The sequence below is a fragment of the Streptomyces sp. NPDC001502 genome, from assembly GCF_042894785.1.
Classification (GTDB): domain Bacteria; phylum Actinomycetota; class Actinomycetes; order Streptomycetales; family Streptomycetaceae; genus Streptomyces; species Streptomyces kutzneri.
On record NZ_JBIAVW010000008.1, the window covers coordinates 212,987 to 227,283 of the forward strand.

Below are 14,297 nucleotides of genomic sequence, written 5' to 3' on the forward strand. Positions count from 1 at the left end.
CGACCAGCGGACGGCGGGATGATGGCGAACGAGGCCCTGCGCAGGTTCAGAAACGAGCGCCGGTGGACTCAGGCACAGGCAGCGGAGCAGGTCTGCGCCCAAGTCCGAGCGACCACCGGCCGCGACCCCGAGCTCGATGCGAACTGGATCTCCCGGCTGGAACGCGGAGCGATCACCTGGCCCTCCGGCGACTACCGGGCAGCTCTGTGCGCGGTGTTCCAAGTCGACAACGAGGCAGTGCTGGGTTTGCACCCGAAGGGGGCGACCCCACGCTCAAGAACACCACGCACGCTCGGCACTTCCGCAGCGCCCGCAGACGATGCGGGCAGCATCATCGCGGACGCGGAGCTCTCAGCCCGCCTCGCTCGACACGCTGCCGCCACCAACGTCAACGCCCTGGTCCTGGAGCAGCTCGACGCCGACTTAGAACGCCTCGCAAGGGACTTCGTCAGCCGGCCGCTGACCCTGCTGATCCCTGAGATCCGCACCCTGCGCACCGAGGTGTTCGCCTTGGTCGAAGGCCGCCAGCACCCACACCAGACCCGACATCTGTACGTCGTCGCCGGATGGCTTTCGGGCCTCGCGGCACACGTCTCCCTCGACCTCGGCCACCAGCCTTCGGCCGCCACCCATGCCCGGACCGTGGTGCAGTGCGCCGAGAGCGCGGAACACCCGAGGCTGCGAGCCTGGGCGCGCTCCTTCCAGTCACTGGCCTCGTACTGGACAGGCGACTACCGGCGGGCCGCAGACCTTGCGAGGTCCGGATACGAGGATGGCCGGGGCCCGGGCTCCGGGACGATCACGGCACGACTGCTGAGCCTGGAAGCCCGGGCCCTCGCGGCCGGCGGAGACGGGCGCAGCGCGCTGCGCTCCCTCGCCCTTGCCCATGAGGCCCGTGCCATCGCCGACCTGGATGAGCTGCCGGGGGTGTTCGCCTTCCCCGAGGCCAAGCAATGGGCCTATACCGGCACCACGCTGCTGGCCGTCGGCGGTGACGAACAGGTACAGCGCGCGATCACGGCCTCCACCCGCGCGGTGGAGCTCTACCAGACAGGGCCTGAAGACGACCGCTCCCCCGGAGACCTGCACGCCGCGCACCTGGACCTGGCCACCGCCTACCTCGCGAACGGCCAGGTGGACGTGGCCAGTGCGGAACTCGACACGGTGCTCGTGGCGGAGCAGTACACGGCGAGCATCACCATCAGGCTCCGCAAACTGGACACGCTCATCGCCAGCGGGCCGTACCGTGACTCTCGGTCGGTAGTCGATCTCCGTGAACACATCCACGAGGTCACCTCCCGCCCCGCGATCACCAGCACACCCACGGAGCCGCGATGAGCACCCAGCCCACGAACGAGCCCTCGGTCACCGACCGGCACCTCCTCTCCACTCAGGCGTACGGCACCGGCCGGCACTTGGCAGCCCGCCAGTCCCTCTACCAGTGGCAGACCCCGCGGCACGACTTGCCCGGCCTCGTCGTGGAGGAACTGGCAGGCGTACGCGGCGCGGTGGCTGACGTGGGCTGCGGAAACGGCAAGTTCGTACAGCGGATACGCACCCAGCGGCCGGACCTGACCGTTCTCCCCATGGACGTCTCCCCCGGAATCCTGGCAGGCATCGCTGGCGCCGTGGCCGCGGACGTCCAGCAGCTCCCCATCGCGAACGGGTCCTTGGGCGCCGCCCTGGCCATGCACATGCTGTACCACGTGGAGGACCAGGCACGCGCCGTCCGGGAGTTGGGCCGAGTCCTGGCCAAGGGCGGCATCGCCATCGCATCCACCAACAGCCGCACCGACAAACATGAACTGGAAGACCTCTGGCGACGAGCCGCCGGCGAGGTCCTCGGCATCCCAGAGGGTCCGGCACGCGTCCAGCTCTCTGCCCGCTTCACCCTGGAGGACGCCCCCGCAGTCCTCGGCGCCGTCTTCGAGGACGTACGGACGATCCCCCTCCCAGGAGTGATCGAAGTGACCGACCCGGCGCCCGTGGTCGCCCACCTGGCCTCGTACGAGGCATGGGCCGATCAGATGGGTGTCCCCTTCAAGGAGACGGTAGAGCGCGCCCGAGAAAGAGTGGAAGAGACCATCCATGCAGAAGGCGCGTTCCGCGTCACCTGCCTGGGAGGCATCCTCGTCTGCCGATGACGAACACACAGGGGTGCCGCAGGCCACCCCTGGTCGGGCAACGGCACTGGTAAGCCCACACCATCAGCCTCGCGGCGGGCCTCGGGGTGCCCCTTCGGCTCCCAGGGAACTACTCGTACGTGTCCTTTCGGAGGGTACGGTGTCGATGGTCTCCCTGGCCAGCGCCGTTCACCACGGTAAGCGACGGGAGCGCAGCGCCGTTGTTCCACAGGCCGAGATGATCGCGGTGGACAGCGACGACGCCGTTCTGCACCGCGCAGCGTTCGGCGGGGGCGCTGAAGTACGTGGTGGTGACGAAGACGGCGACCTCGGCTTTGAAGTGCACCTGGGAGCCGAGGAGGTTGCGGACCTCTCCGTTGGACACCTTCCGCTTCGGGTTGTACCGCTTGCACTGGATCACCATTGTGCGACCGTCGGGCAGCCGTCCACGTACGTCGGCGCCGTCGTCGCCCGTGCGGCCGACGCGGCGGACTTCCGTGCAGCCGTCCCGTCGGCAGAGGTCGGCCACGAAGTCCTCGAACCGCGTGCCGTCCATCACGTCGACCTCGGCGAGCGTCCGATGGCCCGCGCTGATCCCATTCTCGTGGCGCCACCTTTGGTCATTGCCCCGCACGAGACGGTCCGTCCTCCACAGCCACCAACCGCCACCACTGACTACGCCGAGGGCCACCGCCCCTACTAGGTAAGGCCAGATCACCGCCCAGAACGTCAGGGTCAGTACCAGGACGGCGACAGCAGGGCGAAAGGGTCGGAAAGACGGATCGCCACAGGTCAGAGCGCCTTCCCAGTCGATTTTCGCAGGTCATCGGCGTGCGGGTGACGACTTCAAGAAGATCTCCGCCTGGGTCGCCATCCTCTTCGCCCCCACGTTGGTGGGAACCATCTACGGCATGAACTTCGACGCCATGCCGGAGCTCCACTGGGCAGCGGGCTACCCCTTCGCCATTCTCCTGATGGCAGCGGTATGCGTCAGCCTGTACGTCATCTTCAAGAAGCGCGACTGGCTGTAGACCGCACATCAGCACCGTTGACCAACCTCGCTCCTGCGAAGGTCCGGAAGTGGCCCCCAGGGCTCCTGGGGAGAACCCGGGGAGAACCCGCAGCCGGCCGGCCCATGCCGGGCACACCCCCGCACCTTGGGGCAGGCCCGTAGAGCGTCGATGTCCGATCCCCTGGCTAGCCTGTCTCCGTGACGCCGACCGATGACCGATGACCGACAGTTCCCCGCCGCGCTGGCCACTGCGATGGCCGTTCGATTCGACTACGCCGATGGGAAGACCGGGGTCGACTTCGAGCCCTTCCAGGCTTTCCTGTCAGCTGCCGAGACCACCGACTGGTTCCAGGCATGGACCGGGAACGACGAACTGGACGGCAGCGACTTCCGCGTGTTCGGACAGGACGGCACGGGCGGGTACGCGGCGTTCTGGCTCATCCGCCCGAGCCGGCCTCTGGCCGAGCAGCCCGTCGTCTTCCTCGGGTCCGAGGGAGAGACCGGTGTCGTCGCCCGCGACCTGGGCGACTTCCTGTGGCTACTGGCCGACGGCTTCGGCCCCTGGGAAGCCGCCACCTCGTACGAGCCCGACTGGAACGCACGCCCCAATCCGGAGTTGGCAGCCATCGCCGAAGGATTCGCACCGCACCAGCGGCGGCCGGCGGCAGCCGTGATCGAGCTGGCGGTCCAGGAGTTCCCCGACTTCGACGACACCATCATGGAGCTCTGCCACTGAACCCAGCGCCGCTGCCTGCACGACCGGCCGGAATCACTGGACGAACCCTCGATCGGACGTGCGTGATCCCCGCCGAACTCGCCGGTTCGGTGCGGTCCCCACGGCACGGCAATCGCGGCCGCTCACTCAAGTCACCGCGCCGCTCCGCCGCGTTCGGGCATCGCTGCAGCCTCTGGCCATGAGCCCTGGGGAAGGCGAGAACGCGCTGGTCCTGCAGGCCCTCGACATGCTGTCCGAATACGATCGGGCGGGGGTGGACGAGGTTGTCGTCAACGTCGCGGGAGTGTAATCCGAGCATGGCCGACCGGACTCCGCACGGGACCTCCAGGAGATCCTCGCGGCCTGCCGGGAGGCGACGAACTGGTTCATGAACGGGTGCGCGAGGCCGGGGCGCGCCCACGTGCCGCCGTGCCGCCCTGCCGCACGCGGGGAGGAGAGGCAAAACGGTGCCCGACGACATCGCCCGATGGCTCAACGAGCACGCCCACCCCTTGAGCACCCTGACCCCCGGCGCTCCCGTGGAGGACCTGAAGCCACTGGGCGAGGCACTGCGGGGGACACGGATCGTCGGTCTGGGGGAATCCACCCACGGCACGGGCGAGTTCTTCCGGCTGAAGCACCGCATCGTGGAGTTCCTGGTCCGTGAGGAGGGGTTCACCACCCTCGCCATGGAGGCCAGCCAGTCCGCCGCCCGCGCGCTCGACGCGTACGTCCGGTACGGCACGGGCGCCCCCGAACGGCTCGTCGCCCGGCTGGGCTTCTGGACCTGGCGCACCCGCGAGATGGTCGACCTCGTCGAGTGGCTGCGCGCCCACAACCGCGGCCTGCCCGAAGAGCACCGGGTCCGCTTCGCGGGAACGGACCCCCAGCTCTGCACCGACTCGGTCGAGGCCGTCACCGCCTTTCTGCGCCGGACGGCACCCGATCAGGCGGGGCGCGTCGGCGCCTTGGACGTACTGGCCCGGGCCCGCCCGGGCTCGCTTCCGGACCCGGACAAGGCCCTGATGCGGCGCGCCGAGGAGATCGCCCGCCTCGTCGCGGACCACGTCGAGCGGTCGGGTCCCGGCGACGACGCCGACGAGGCTCTGGAACACGCGCGGATCCTGGTCGGCGCCGCCGACCTGGTGACCCGGCCCTTCGCGGCCTCGGCCGGGGAGGACGGCGTGTACGCCGCGCGTGACCGCTACATGGCCGAGGCCGTCGCCCGGCTCGTGGACGACGACCCCGGGGCGCGCGTCATGGTCTGGGCGCACAACGGGCACATCGCGAAGGGCACGTACGGGGAACAGGTGCCGGCCCTCGGCAGCAGACTCCGCGAACGGTACGGCGACGCCTACTACGCGCTGGCCCTCCTCTTCGGCAAGGGCTCCTTCCTGGCCCGCCGCGGCAACGATCTTCAGCGCCCGCCGGCCCGCCACCGCATCGGCACCGGCCTCCGCTCCCTGGAGGCCAGACTCACGCACGCCGTACCCGGCGACTACTACGCGGACCTCCGCGCCGCGGGTTCCCCCGCCGACGCCGCGCCCTGGCTGCACGCCCCGCACGCACAGCGCAGCTTCGGCGCCAACGTCCAACGCTTCTTCTACCGCTTGAACACCGCCCCGCTCGTCCCGGCCGAGGACTACGACGGCATCGCGTTCGTGGCACGCTCGACCTGCTCCCACCTGCTGCCCCCGGCGGGGGACTGAGGCTCTTTCACGGCCACAGGTCGAGCGCGGCGTTCAGCGTGAGCCGCCGCATCGGTTGGTGACCGTCTTCCCCCGTCTCGGCCGGACGCGGAGGGCCGGTCCCCTTTCCGGCCAGAGGCGGGGCCCCGCGGAAGATCGCCGAACTCCCCTCACGCCATCGGTGTCAGTGCGTAACCTCGATGCCATGGGGGCACCTGCACAGAAGTCATCACCGGAGACCGACCGCGACGATACGTGGCAACGGCTGAACGCATACGCGTATCTCAGTGCGCCGGAGCGGCTGGAGTACGTCGCCGTCATGCGGGTCTTCTGCGGCACCCTCCTGGCCGACCTCGCGGTGCCGGACGTCCTGACGAAACTGGCCGAGTCCGGTGGGCCGGCGGTCACCCTGGACGCGGAGACGCTCACCGCCCGGCTGGAACGGCTGGTGCACTGGGGTGCCTTGCTGCGGAGCAGCCACTCGGTGAAGGCGTCGAGCATCACCGAGTACCAGCGGTCCCGGTCCCGCTACCAGTTGTCGAAGCTGGGCGAGCGGATCCAGCGGGACGCCGACGAGGTCCTGGCCGGGGCGGACGCGGCCCGCGAGGTGAGCAGCGAGCTGCTGGCGCTGGTCGAGCGCGGGCTGCGCGAGCTGAACGAGCTGGTGCAAAGGCCCGGCGGGACAGAGCCGCAGGACGCGCTGGAACGGGTCAGCACGCTGTTCGTCCAGTTCACCGAGTTCGCGGACTCCGTGCGGGACTTCTACGCCTACCTCGGTCAGGTGCTGGCGCGCTACGACCTGGACAGTGCCGAGTACCAGGGCTTCAAGGAACTGCTGCTCGACTACGTCGAGGCGATCAGGGAGGACGTGGCCTTCCGCGCTCCCCGCATCGCGTCGGTCCTCGACCTCCTGTGGCCGCACCTCCCCGGCCTGCTGGAGCGCCTCGACGCCCACGCCCGCGGTTTGTCAGGGGTTCCGGGGTCCGGCGGCCGCTCCGAGGGCCGGGTGCAGCGCAGCCGGGGCCGGGAGAAGGCCGACTGGGAGGGGCTGCGCGGCTGGTTCTCCGACGTCGACGGGCAGGGGAGCCAGGTCGATCAGCTGCGTGACGCCACCATGCGCGCGCTGCAGTCCTTGCTGACCAACGCCAAGCGGATGCTGCGTTCGGCCTCGGGGGAGATGTCGCGGCGCAAGGACCTCCTCCGGCTCGCCCGGTGGTTCGACGAGGCGTCTCCGGAGGACGCGCACGACATCGCGGTCGCTGCCTTCGGTCTCTACGGCGCCCGCCACCTGGGTGTCCCGCCGGCCTCCGACGAGGCGGTACCCGCGTACACCAGCTGGTGGAACGGCCCGGTGGTCGAGGTGCCGGTGGCGCTGCGCGAGCGGGGCAGTCGCGCGCAGCGGGGCCGGGCGTCGGCCATGGAGGACCACTCGGCGCAGAAGCGGCACCTGCAGGAGGCCGCCCGTGCACAGGCCGAGGCCAGACGGGCGGCCGCGGACGAACTGCGCAGCGCTGCGGGTCGCTTCGCAGACGTACGCCTCACCTCGGCGGCCCTCGGACTGCTGCTGGAGCTGCTGGCGACAGCACTGGGGAACGCCCGGCTGCGGCGCTCGGGAGCCGGGGAAGCCGGGGAAGCCGGAGGAGACCTGGACGAGGCGCCGGAGTTCGGCCTGGAGTCCGCGCAGAGCGAGGATGCCGAGCTCGGCGTCCGGCTCACCGTACGCCGTTCCCCCGGTGCGAGGACGGTGCTGCACTCCGCCGACGGCGACCTTCTGCTGGACGACCTGGAGCTGGAGATCGGACGTGCGGCCGGCTCGGCCGGGCGTGAGGTCGAGGTGGGCGTGTCGTGACGCTTCCTTCGGCACACGACGTGGCCCTGGCCACCGAACGCCGTGCCGCCGGGCGGCTGCTACTCGCCCGTCCTCTGGTGACGTCGGCCGGTCCCTACGCAGATCTGTTCCCCCTGATACGGCGGCACGCCGACTGGCTGGGCAAGCGGTTCCAGCAGGTGCTCGGCTACCGGCTCCTGGTCGACACCTCCTACGCAAGGCTGTTCAAGGCCGGACTGGGCGCCGGCGCGGGACACCGGCTGGAGCGGTCCACCGGTGCCGCCTTCACCCCGCGCACCTACTCCTGTCTCGCGCTCGCGCTGTCCGTGCTGGTGACCGCCCCGGAGCAGATGCTGCTTTCCCAGCTGGTCGCCGACATCAGGGCCGCGGCGGCCGACGCGGGCGTGAAGCTGGAGGAAACGGGCCGGGCCGTGGAGAAGCGGACTCTGGTCGCCGCCCTTCGCCAGTTGATCGACTGGGGTGTCCTGACGGAGACGGAAGGCAGTGTGGGCTCGCTCGTGCAGGAGGAAGGCGGCGAGGCGCTGATCACGGTGGACCGGGAGATCGCCCGGATCATCGTTTCGGGCCCGCTCACGCAGAGCCTGGACGGGGCGGACCTGGTGAGGCGGGCTGCCGACCCCGGGTTCGGCGGTCCCCGCACCTATGTGCGCCGGATGCTCGTGGAAACGCCCGTCGTGTACCTGGATGAGCTGACCGACGCCGAGAGGGACTGGCTGCGGACGCGGCAACGCCGGGAGGCCCAGGCGTTCTCCGAGCTCCTTGGGCTGGAGGCCGAGATCCGCGGCGAGGGCGTGGCGCTGGTGGACCCTGAGGAGGAGCTGACGGACCTGCACCTGCCCGGTACCGGAACCGTCGCCCAGGCTTCGCTCCTCCTGGTGGAGCGCCTCGTGGAACGGCTGCGGCCCGCCGAGCCGGGGCACCCGGCGACGGGAGGGCGGCTCGTCATCGGGGTCGCCGTTGCGGACGGCCTGGTGGACGAGCTGCTGGCGGAGCTCGTCACGGAGTACGGGCAGCGCGGCAACTGGCAGCGCGACCACCTGGAGGATCCCGCCTCGTTGCGGAGGGCGGTTCTGGACCTGCTGAGCCGGATGCGGCTGGTGGCCCCCGCCGGTCCGCTCCGGTCCACCGGCCGGGGGCTGCCCGAGGGGTACGACGACGCGGTCCCGGAGGGCCGCTCCGTGACCGACGTGCTGGGCGCCCGCGCGGCGGGCACCGCCGGCACCGGCCCCGGCACCGCCGACACCACCGCAGCCGCCGCCGACACCGACACCGACACCGACTGGATACTCCTCGCCGCGGCCGCGCGCTACGCCACTCACGTCACCGAACGCCGGCCCGCCGGAGCGACACCCGGCATCGACATACAGCAGGAGCTGCCGCTATGACCCCGGGCGCACACGGCCCCATCCCCCTTCAGCGATCCGCCACTTCGGCCGGCACGCGCTTTCGCCTGCACCGCGCAGGCATCCTCAACGTCTGGCAGTACGACGAACAGGAATTCGACTTCGGCGACGGACGGCTGCTCCTGCGCGGGAAGAACGGGGCGGGCAAGTCCAAGGCCCTGGAGATGCTGCTCCCGTACCTGCTGGACGGCGACGCCCGCGCGCTGGACGCCACCGGTACGGGTCGCACGAGCCTCGTCTGGCTGATGCTGGACGGCTTCGAGCAGACGAACCGCCTCGGATACCTGTGGGTCGAGTTCCGCATGACGACGGAGGACGGTGGGGTCCGGTACCTCACCCTCGGGGCGGCCATCCGGGCGTCGAAGTCGACGAAGAAGGCGGTACCGGTCTTCTTCGTCACGCCGCTTCGGGTCGGCGAGGACTTCCGCCTGGTCGAGGCGGGCAGGCCCTTGCCGGTCGATCGTCTCAAGGAGGCCGTCGGCGCGGAGAACGTCACGGACCGTTCCGTCCAGCACCGCTCGCGGGTCGCGCGTGAACTGTTCGGCATCACCGACACCACGCGGTACCGCAACCTCACACAGCTCCTGCACCGGCTGCGGCGTCCCACCGTCGGGGACCGGATCGAGTCCGGCGGGGTCGCCTCCCTGCTGAGCGAGACGCTGCCCGGGCTCGACGACGACGTGGTGGAGAAGGTGGCGCGCAACCTCCACGACCTCGACGCCGTCCGGGAGGAGCTCGGCCGCTTGGAGCGTACCGACCGGGCCCTGCGCACCTTCCTGGGCGTCTACCGCGGCTATCTGTCCGGAGTGCTGCTCAGGGGTGCGGGGAAGGTGGACGCGGAACTGGACGCCCTGGCGCGGCAACGCCTGCAGGCCGGGGACGCGGCGAAGCGGACGGGCGCCCTCAAGGGCCAGGAGGCCGAGGCCGAAGCACGTCTGAGCGCGCTGCGCGAGGAGGAGCAGGCCGCCCGGACCGAACTCGACGCCCTGCGTGCGAGCAGCGCGTACCGCAGTCTGGAGGAGTTGTCCGAGCGCCGGACCACGGTCGCCGCGCTGGACACGTCGGCCGGAACGTCCTTCGCCGCGCTCACCAAGGCGCACGACACGGAAGAGGGCGCGGCAGACCGCCTGGCCGAGGGCATCGGGCAGCTGGGCGAACGCCTCGGCGAACTGGGCACGGATCACCGCGAGCTCGTCGTGCAGGCCGAGAAGGCGGGACTCCCCACAGGCCATCTCGGTGAGACGGTCGGCCTGCCCCGGGCGGATGTGGCCGGGGCTTCGGCGGCGGAACTCACGGGACCTGACGCGGGAGTCCGCATCGTGCGGCACCAACGGGTGACCGCCGTGGACGCCACCGCGGCGGAATCCGCCCTGCGGTCCTGGCAAGGACAGCTGGAGGACGCCGGCACGGTGGTGAAGCACCGGATCCGGCGGGTCCAGGAGGTGGTCGGCCTGGTCGCCCGGGCGATGGAGGCACGCGGGCGGGCTGCCGCCGCGGATGCCGAACACGAACGGCTCGAAGGGGAGGCGGAGGATGCTGCGGGCCGCCTCGAAGGCCACCGCGAGAAGGTGGCCGAGGAGAGCGCGGGCTACCTCCGTCAGGTGGAGGCGTGGCTGGAGCGCCTGCGGGCCGTGGCCGGCCCGGACTGCCCTCCGTTGGATGCGGTCCGTGCCACGGTCGCCTGTGAGACCTCGCCGCAGGCCCCCTTCGCCGAGCGGGTGCTGCCGCCCGACATCGACGGGCAGGCGAAGCGGACCGCCCTGACGGTGCTGGAGCCGTACGGTGTGCAGCTGACCGAACGGCGCGACGGCCTCGCGCTGCGCGTCGCCCGGCTGACCGAGGAACGCGACCTCCTGAGCGGGGAGAAGGAGGAGTGGGAGCGGCGAACCGATCCGGAGCCGCCCGTCCCGTACCACCGCACCGCCGAGCGCGATCCGAACACCGGAGCGCCCTTCTACCGGCTGGTGGACTTCCGTGACGACCTGTCCCCCGCCGACCGGGCGGGCCTGGAGGCGGCGCTCGAAGCGAGCGGGGTGCTGGACGCCTGGGTGACCTGGGACGGAGCGCTCCTCGATCCCCTGACGCGAGACGTCCTGCTCCAGCCGGGGGCCGTACTGCCGGACGGACCGACTCTGGTCGATGCGCTGCGCCCCGCAGCGCACCCGGACACCGGCATCGCACCCGAACGGGTCCGGCACCTCCTGTCCGCCGTCGCCCTTGCCCCGGCCCGGGAAGTCACCGCCGCCTGCGCGGTGTTCCACGACGGCAGCTGGCGCCTCGGTCCCCTGCGCGGCCGCCATTCCAAGGACGGGGCCGAGTACGTGGGCGCCGCCGTACGCGCCGAGACACGACGCCGGAAGCTCGCCGAACTGGAAGTCCGGTGGGCGGAGGCGGAGAAGCTGCTGTCCGACCACCGCGGACAGCTCGACGGGCTCGACGCCGTCCGCCGGGACCTGGCGTCGGCGGAACGCGGCTTCCCCCGGCCGCAGTCCCTCACCCGCGCCTGGCACGAGCTCGACTCCGGGGAGAAGGACCTGCGGAACATGACGGCCAGGGCGACGAAGGCGGCACGCCTGGCGGAAGAGGCACGCACCCGGGCCGTCGCGGCTCGCAGTGAAGCGGAGGCGACCGCGACGGCCCACGACCTCCCCACCGACGCCGACGCCCTGGACCGCGTACGCACCGCCCTCGCCACCCTGCTCGACGGGACCGGACGCATGTGCCGGGCCATCCGCGGCGTGGCCGACGGGCTGGACCGGCACCGGGCCGATCACGCCAGGTACGCACGGGCCCACGGCGACCGCCTGGAGGCGGCGGAGGGCTACGGCCTGCGACTCGGGGAACTGCGCAGGGCCCAGCAGGACCTCCGCACCCGCGAAGAAGCCGTCGGCTCCTCCGAGGAGGAGATCCTCGCCCGCGAGGAGGAGACCAGGCAGCGCGTCGCAGCCGCCACCGGGGCGCTGCCGGGAGCCCGGCGGGGGCACGACGACCTCCGCGACCGGAGGATCCGTGCGGAGGAGGACGAGAAGCGAAGCCGCGAACTGCTGCTGGACCGGCAGGCGGCCGTCATCACCGCGGGAAGCACCCTGCGCGGTGCGGTCGGTCGTCCGGAGGTGATCCGTGGCGCCGCCCTGGACCGTTCCTCCCTGCCCGCACTGCTGCTGGACGACCCCGGTGCGGACGTCCGTGACCGCATCCGGTCCCTGCGCGAGCTGGCCGACGCGGTGCGGGGCGGTCTCGACCGGTCGGGGAAGGAGGTTTCGGACAGCACACTCCTCAACGGGCACACGGCACTGCGCGACCAGTTGGCCGGCGGGTACGACGCGCAACTCGAAGAACTGGCCGGGATCAAGATCTGCCGCCTGGTCGACGACCACGGCCCGCACGACGTCGCCGTCGTAGGAGAACGCATCGCCGACCGGGCCGCCGAGGCCCGCGGCCGGCTCACCGAGCGTGAGAGCGAGGTCTTCCAGCGCTTCCTCGCCGGCGAACTCGGTGACCACTTGTCCACGCAGGTCGTCACCGCTGCCGGCCTCGTCTCCGCCCTGAACGACACGCTCAGGACCGTACGGACCTCGCACGGGCTCGGCGTGGAACTGCAGTGGAAGCTGGACGACGACGTCGATGCCGACGTGCGGGCGGCCGTCGAACTGCTGCGCAGTCCTTCGATCCTGCGCACGCGTGAGCAGGGCGAGCAGCTGCGCGAGGTGCTGCAGCGCCGGATCGAGGAGGCCCGCCGGACCGATCCGTCTGCCGGGTACGCCGCCCACCTGCGCACCGCGCTGGACTACCGCGACTGGTTCCGCTTCCACACCTTCGTGGTCGAGGACGCCGCTCCCGGCCGCAGGCGCAGGCTCACCGGACGCACCGGACTCAGCCAGGGCGAACAGCGCGTGCTCTCCTATCTCGTGCTCTTCGCCGCGGCCGCCGCCCACTTCACGACCCTCGGCGAGTCCGCACCGCACGCTCCCCGGCTGATCCTCCTGGACGACGCCTTCGCCAAGGTCGACGAACCCACCCACGGCCGGCTCGGCCGCATCCTCGTCGACCTCGACCTCGACTTCGTCCTCACCAGCGAGAGGCTCATGGGCAATTGGCCCGAGGTGCCCTCCCTGCACATCTACGAGTGCCTCCGCGACCCGCACGCCCGCGGGGTGGCCACCTTGCACTACACCTGGAACGGTCGGCACCGGCGCCTGATGTCCGTATGAGCCGGCTCCCCGCCGCCACCCATGACTGGCTGGCCGGTCCGGGGCTCGTCCGGCTCTGGGAATCGGCGCGCAAGCGCCTGGAGGGCAACGGCCTCCGGGCCACCGGCTCGGTGCGGCTGTCCGGACTGGCGGTACAGGAGAGGAACGACCTGTCGCTCCTGCTCGGCAAGCCGGTCACGGGGGCCACCGCCACGGTGCGGCTCGACTCGCTCGACACCCGGCTGCGGTCCTCGGCCGCCGGCCTCGGTCTCAGGGACGTGCTCCATGAGCTGGGACCGGCGCTCACCGACCGCCGCGCCGCCCGGACGGAGGCCCGGGCGCGGCGTGATGAGGTGTGGTCCTCGCTCGCCGCGGCCCTGGAGGGCTGCCGGCTCACCGACGAGGACTGGGCCTGGCGCTGGTACGACGGGCTGCGCCGCACGGGCGTACCCAGCGGTGTGACACCCGAGATGGCGGTCCGCACGCTCCAGCAGGCGGTCCACATCCTCACCTTGCTCTTCGGTCCCGAGCGGGCCGGCGCACGGGGGCGGGGCGACCTCGCCGCCGAAGCGACCGGATCGGCCCACGGCCTGGACGACGGGACCTGGCTCGCGCGCCTCGTCCAACGGGGCATCGCCCTCGCCCACGACACCGAGCTCCCCGACGACGCGGCCGGACGCCGCGCCGTGTGGCGGCTCGCATCCGTCACACCGGACGAGGTGTCCAGCACGGTCCTCGCCTACGGCCTGCGCCCCGACGGCGGGAGCTGGCGGGAACGCTCGCTGTACGAACGAGCGGTCCATCACGTGGAGACCCACCTCACCCTGCGCGACCTGCACGCCCTGCGGCTCTCGCTGCCGGCCGGCACCCTCGTCCGCATCTGCGAGAACCCGCGCGTGGTGGAGGCCGCGGCCGACACCGCCTGCTCACAACCTCTGGTGTGCACCTCGGGGAGTGCCGCGACCGTGGTCCTCACCCTCCTCGACGCCCTCGCCGCCACCGGCTGCCGCTTCGCCTACCACGGCGACTTCGACTGGCCGGGCATAGCCCTGGCCAACCGCGTGGTCCACCGCTACGGCGCGGAGCCCTGGCGGATGGGCGCCGAAGACTACGAGGCGCTCGCCGCCCGCACCCGGGCCCGCAACGTCCCACAGCACCCGCTCACCGGCCCGCCGACCACCGCGGACTGGGATCCGGCCCTCGCCCCGGCCATGGCCGCGCTCGGCCTGGCCCTCCACGAGGAGGCCACACTCGACCTGCTCGTGGCGGACCTGGTGTGAACGCCACGCCTGCCGCGGTGGCGGTGGCGGTGGCGGT

Annotated in this window: 9 protein-coding genes and 1 pseudogene; 9 read left to right on the forward strand and 1 reads right to left on the reverse strand. The window is 71.6% G+C overall.

From position 1 onward, the window contains the following. Positions 1-18: 18 nt before the first annotated feature. Positions 19-1,338, forward strand: a complete 1,320-nt coding sequence (locus ACFY0D_RS16495) for a multiprotein-bridging factor 1 family protein (RefSeq protein WP_390798982.1) — start codon at positions 19-21, stop codon at positions 1,336-1,338. Then, positions 1,335-2,144 (forward strand): class I SAM-dependent methyltransferase, encoded by an 810-nt coding sequence (locus ACFY0D_RS16500; protein WP_390798983.1) that lies wholly within the window; start codon positions 1,335-1,337, stop codon positions 2,142-2,144. The genes ACFY0D_RS16495 and ACFY0D_RS16500 overlap by 4 nt, the downstream gene beginning before the upstream one ends. Before the next feature lie 109 nt (positions 2,145-2,253). Here the strand turns inward: ACFY0D_RS16500 and ACFY0D_RS16505 are convergent, their stop codons facing one another. Then, complete coding sequence (locus ACFY0D_RS16505; RefSeq protein WP_390798984.1) at positions 2,254-2,841, reverse strand: restriction endonuclease; 588 nt, start codon at positions 2,839-2,841, stop codon at positions 2,254-2,256. 121 nt (positions 2,842-2,962) lie between these two features. Between ACFY0D_RS16505 and ACFY0D_RS16510 the strand changes: the two are divergent. From ACFY0D_RS16510 to ACFY0D_RS16540, 7 genes and pseudogenes are all read left to right on the forward strand, one after another. Continuing rightward, positions 2,963-3,154: pseudogene (locus ACFY0D_RS16510) on the forward strand (CorA family divalent cation transporter); the annotation flags it as partial. A 192-nt stretch (positions 3,155-3,346) separates the two neighbouring features. After that, complete coding sequence (locus ACFY0D_RS16515; protein WP_390798985.1) at positions 3,347-3,871, forward strand: SMI1/KNR4 family protein; 525 nt, start codon at positions 3,347-3,349, stop codon at positions 3,869-3,871. Positions 3,872-4,317: 446 nt separating this feature from the next. Then, entirely contained in the window at positions 4,318-5,559 is a 1,242-nt protein-coding gene (locus ACFY0D_RS16520; protein ID WP_390798986.1) for an erythromycin esterase family protein, read from the forward strand. A 184-nt stretch (positions 5,560-5,743) separates the two neighbouring features. Then, on the forward strand, positions 5,744-7,387 hold the full coding sequence (locus ACFY0D_RS16525) for a TIGR02677 family protein (RefSeq protein WP_390798987.1): 1,644 nt from the start codon (positions 5,744-5,746) through the stop codon (positions 7,385-7,387). Continuing rightward, positions 7,384-8,772, forward strand: coding sequence for a TIGR02678 family protein (locus ACFY0D_RS16530; RefSeq protein WP_390798988.1), 1,389 nt, complete (start codon positions 7,384-7,386; stop codon positions 8,770-8,772). Before ACFY0D_RS16525 ends, ACFY0D_RS16530 begins: the two co-directional genes overlap by 4 nt. Further along, a complete protein-coding gene (locus ACFY0D_RS16535; protein WP_390798989.1) occupies positions 8,769-13,001 on the forward strand; it encodes a TIGR02680 family protein in 4,233 nt (1,410 codons plus the stop codon). The genes ACFY0D_RS16530 and ACFY0D_RS16535 overlap by 4 nt, the downstream gene beginning before the upstream one ends. After that, positions 12,998-14,260 carry a TIGR02679 family protein gene (locus ACFY0D_RS16540; RefSeq protein ID WP_390798990.1) on the forward strand — a complete coding sequence of 421 codons (1,263 nt, stop codon included), beginning with the start codon at positions 12,998-13,000 and terminating at the stop codon, positions 14,258-14,260. The genes ACFY0D_RS16535 and ACFY0D_RS16540 overlap by 4 nt, the downstream gene beginning before the upstream one ends. Positions 14,261-14,297 lie beyond the last annotated feature (37 nt).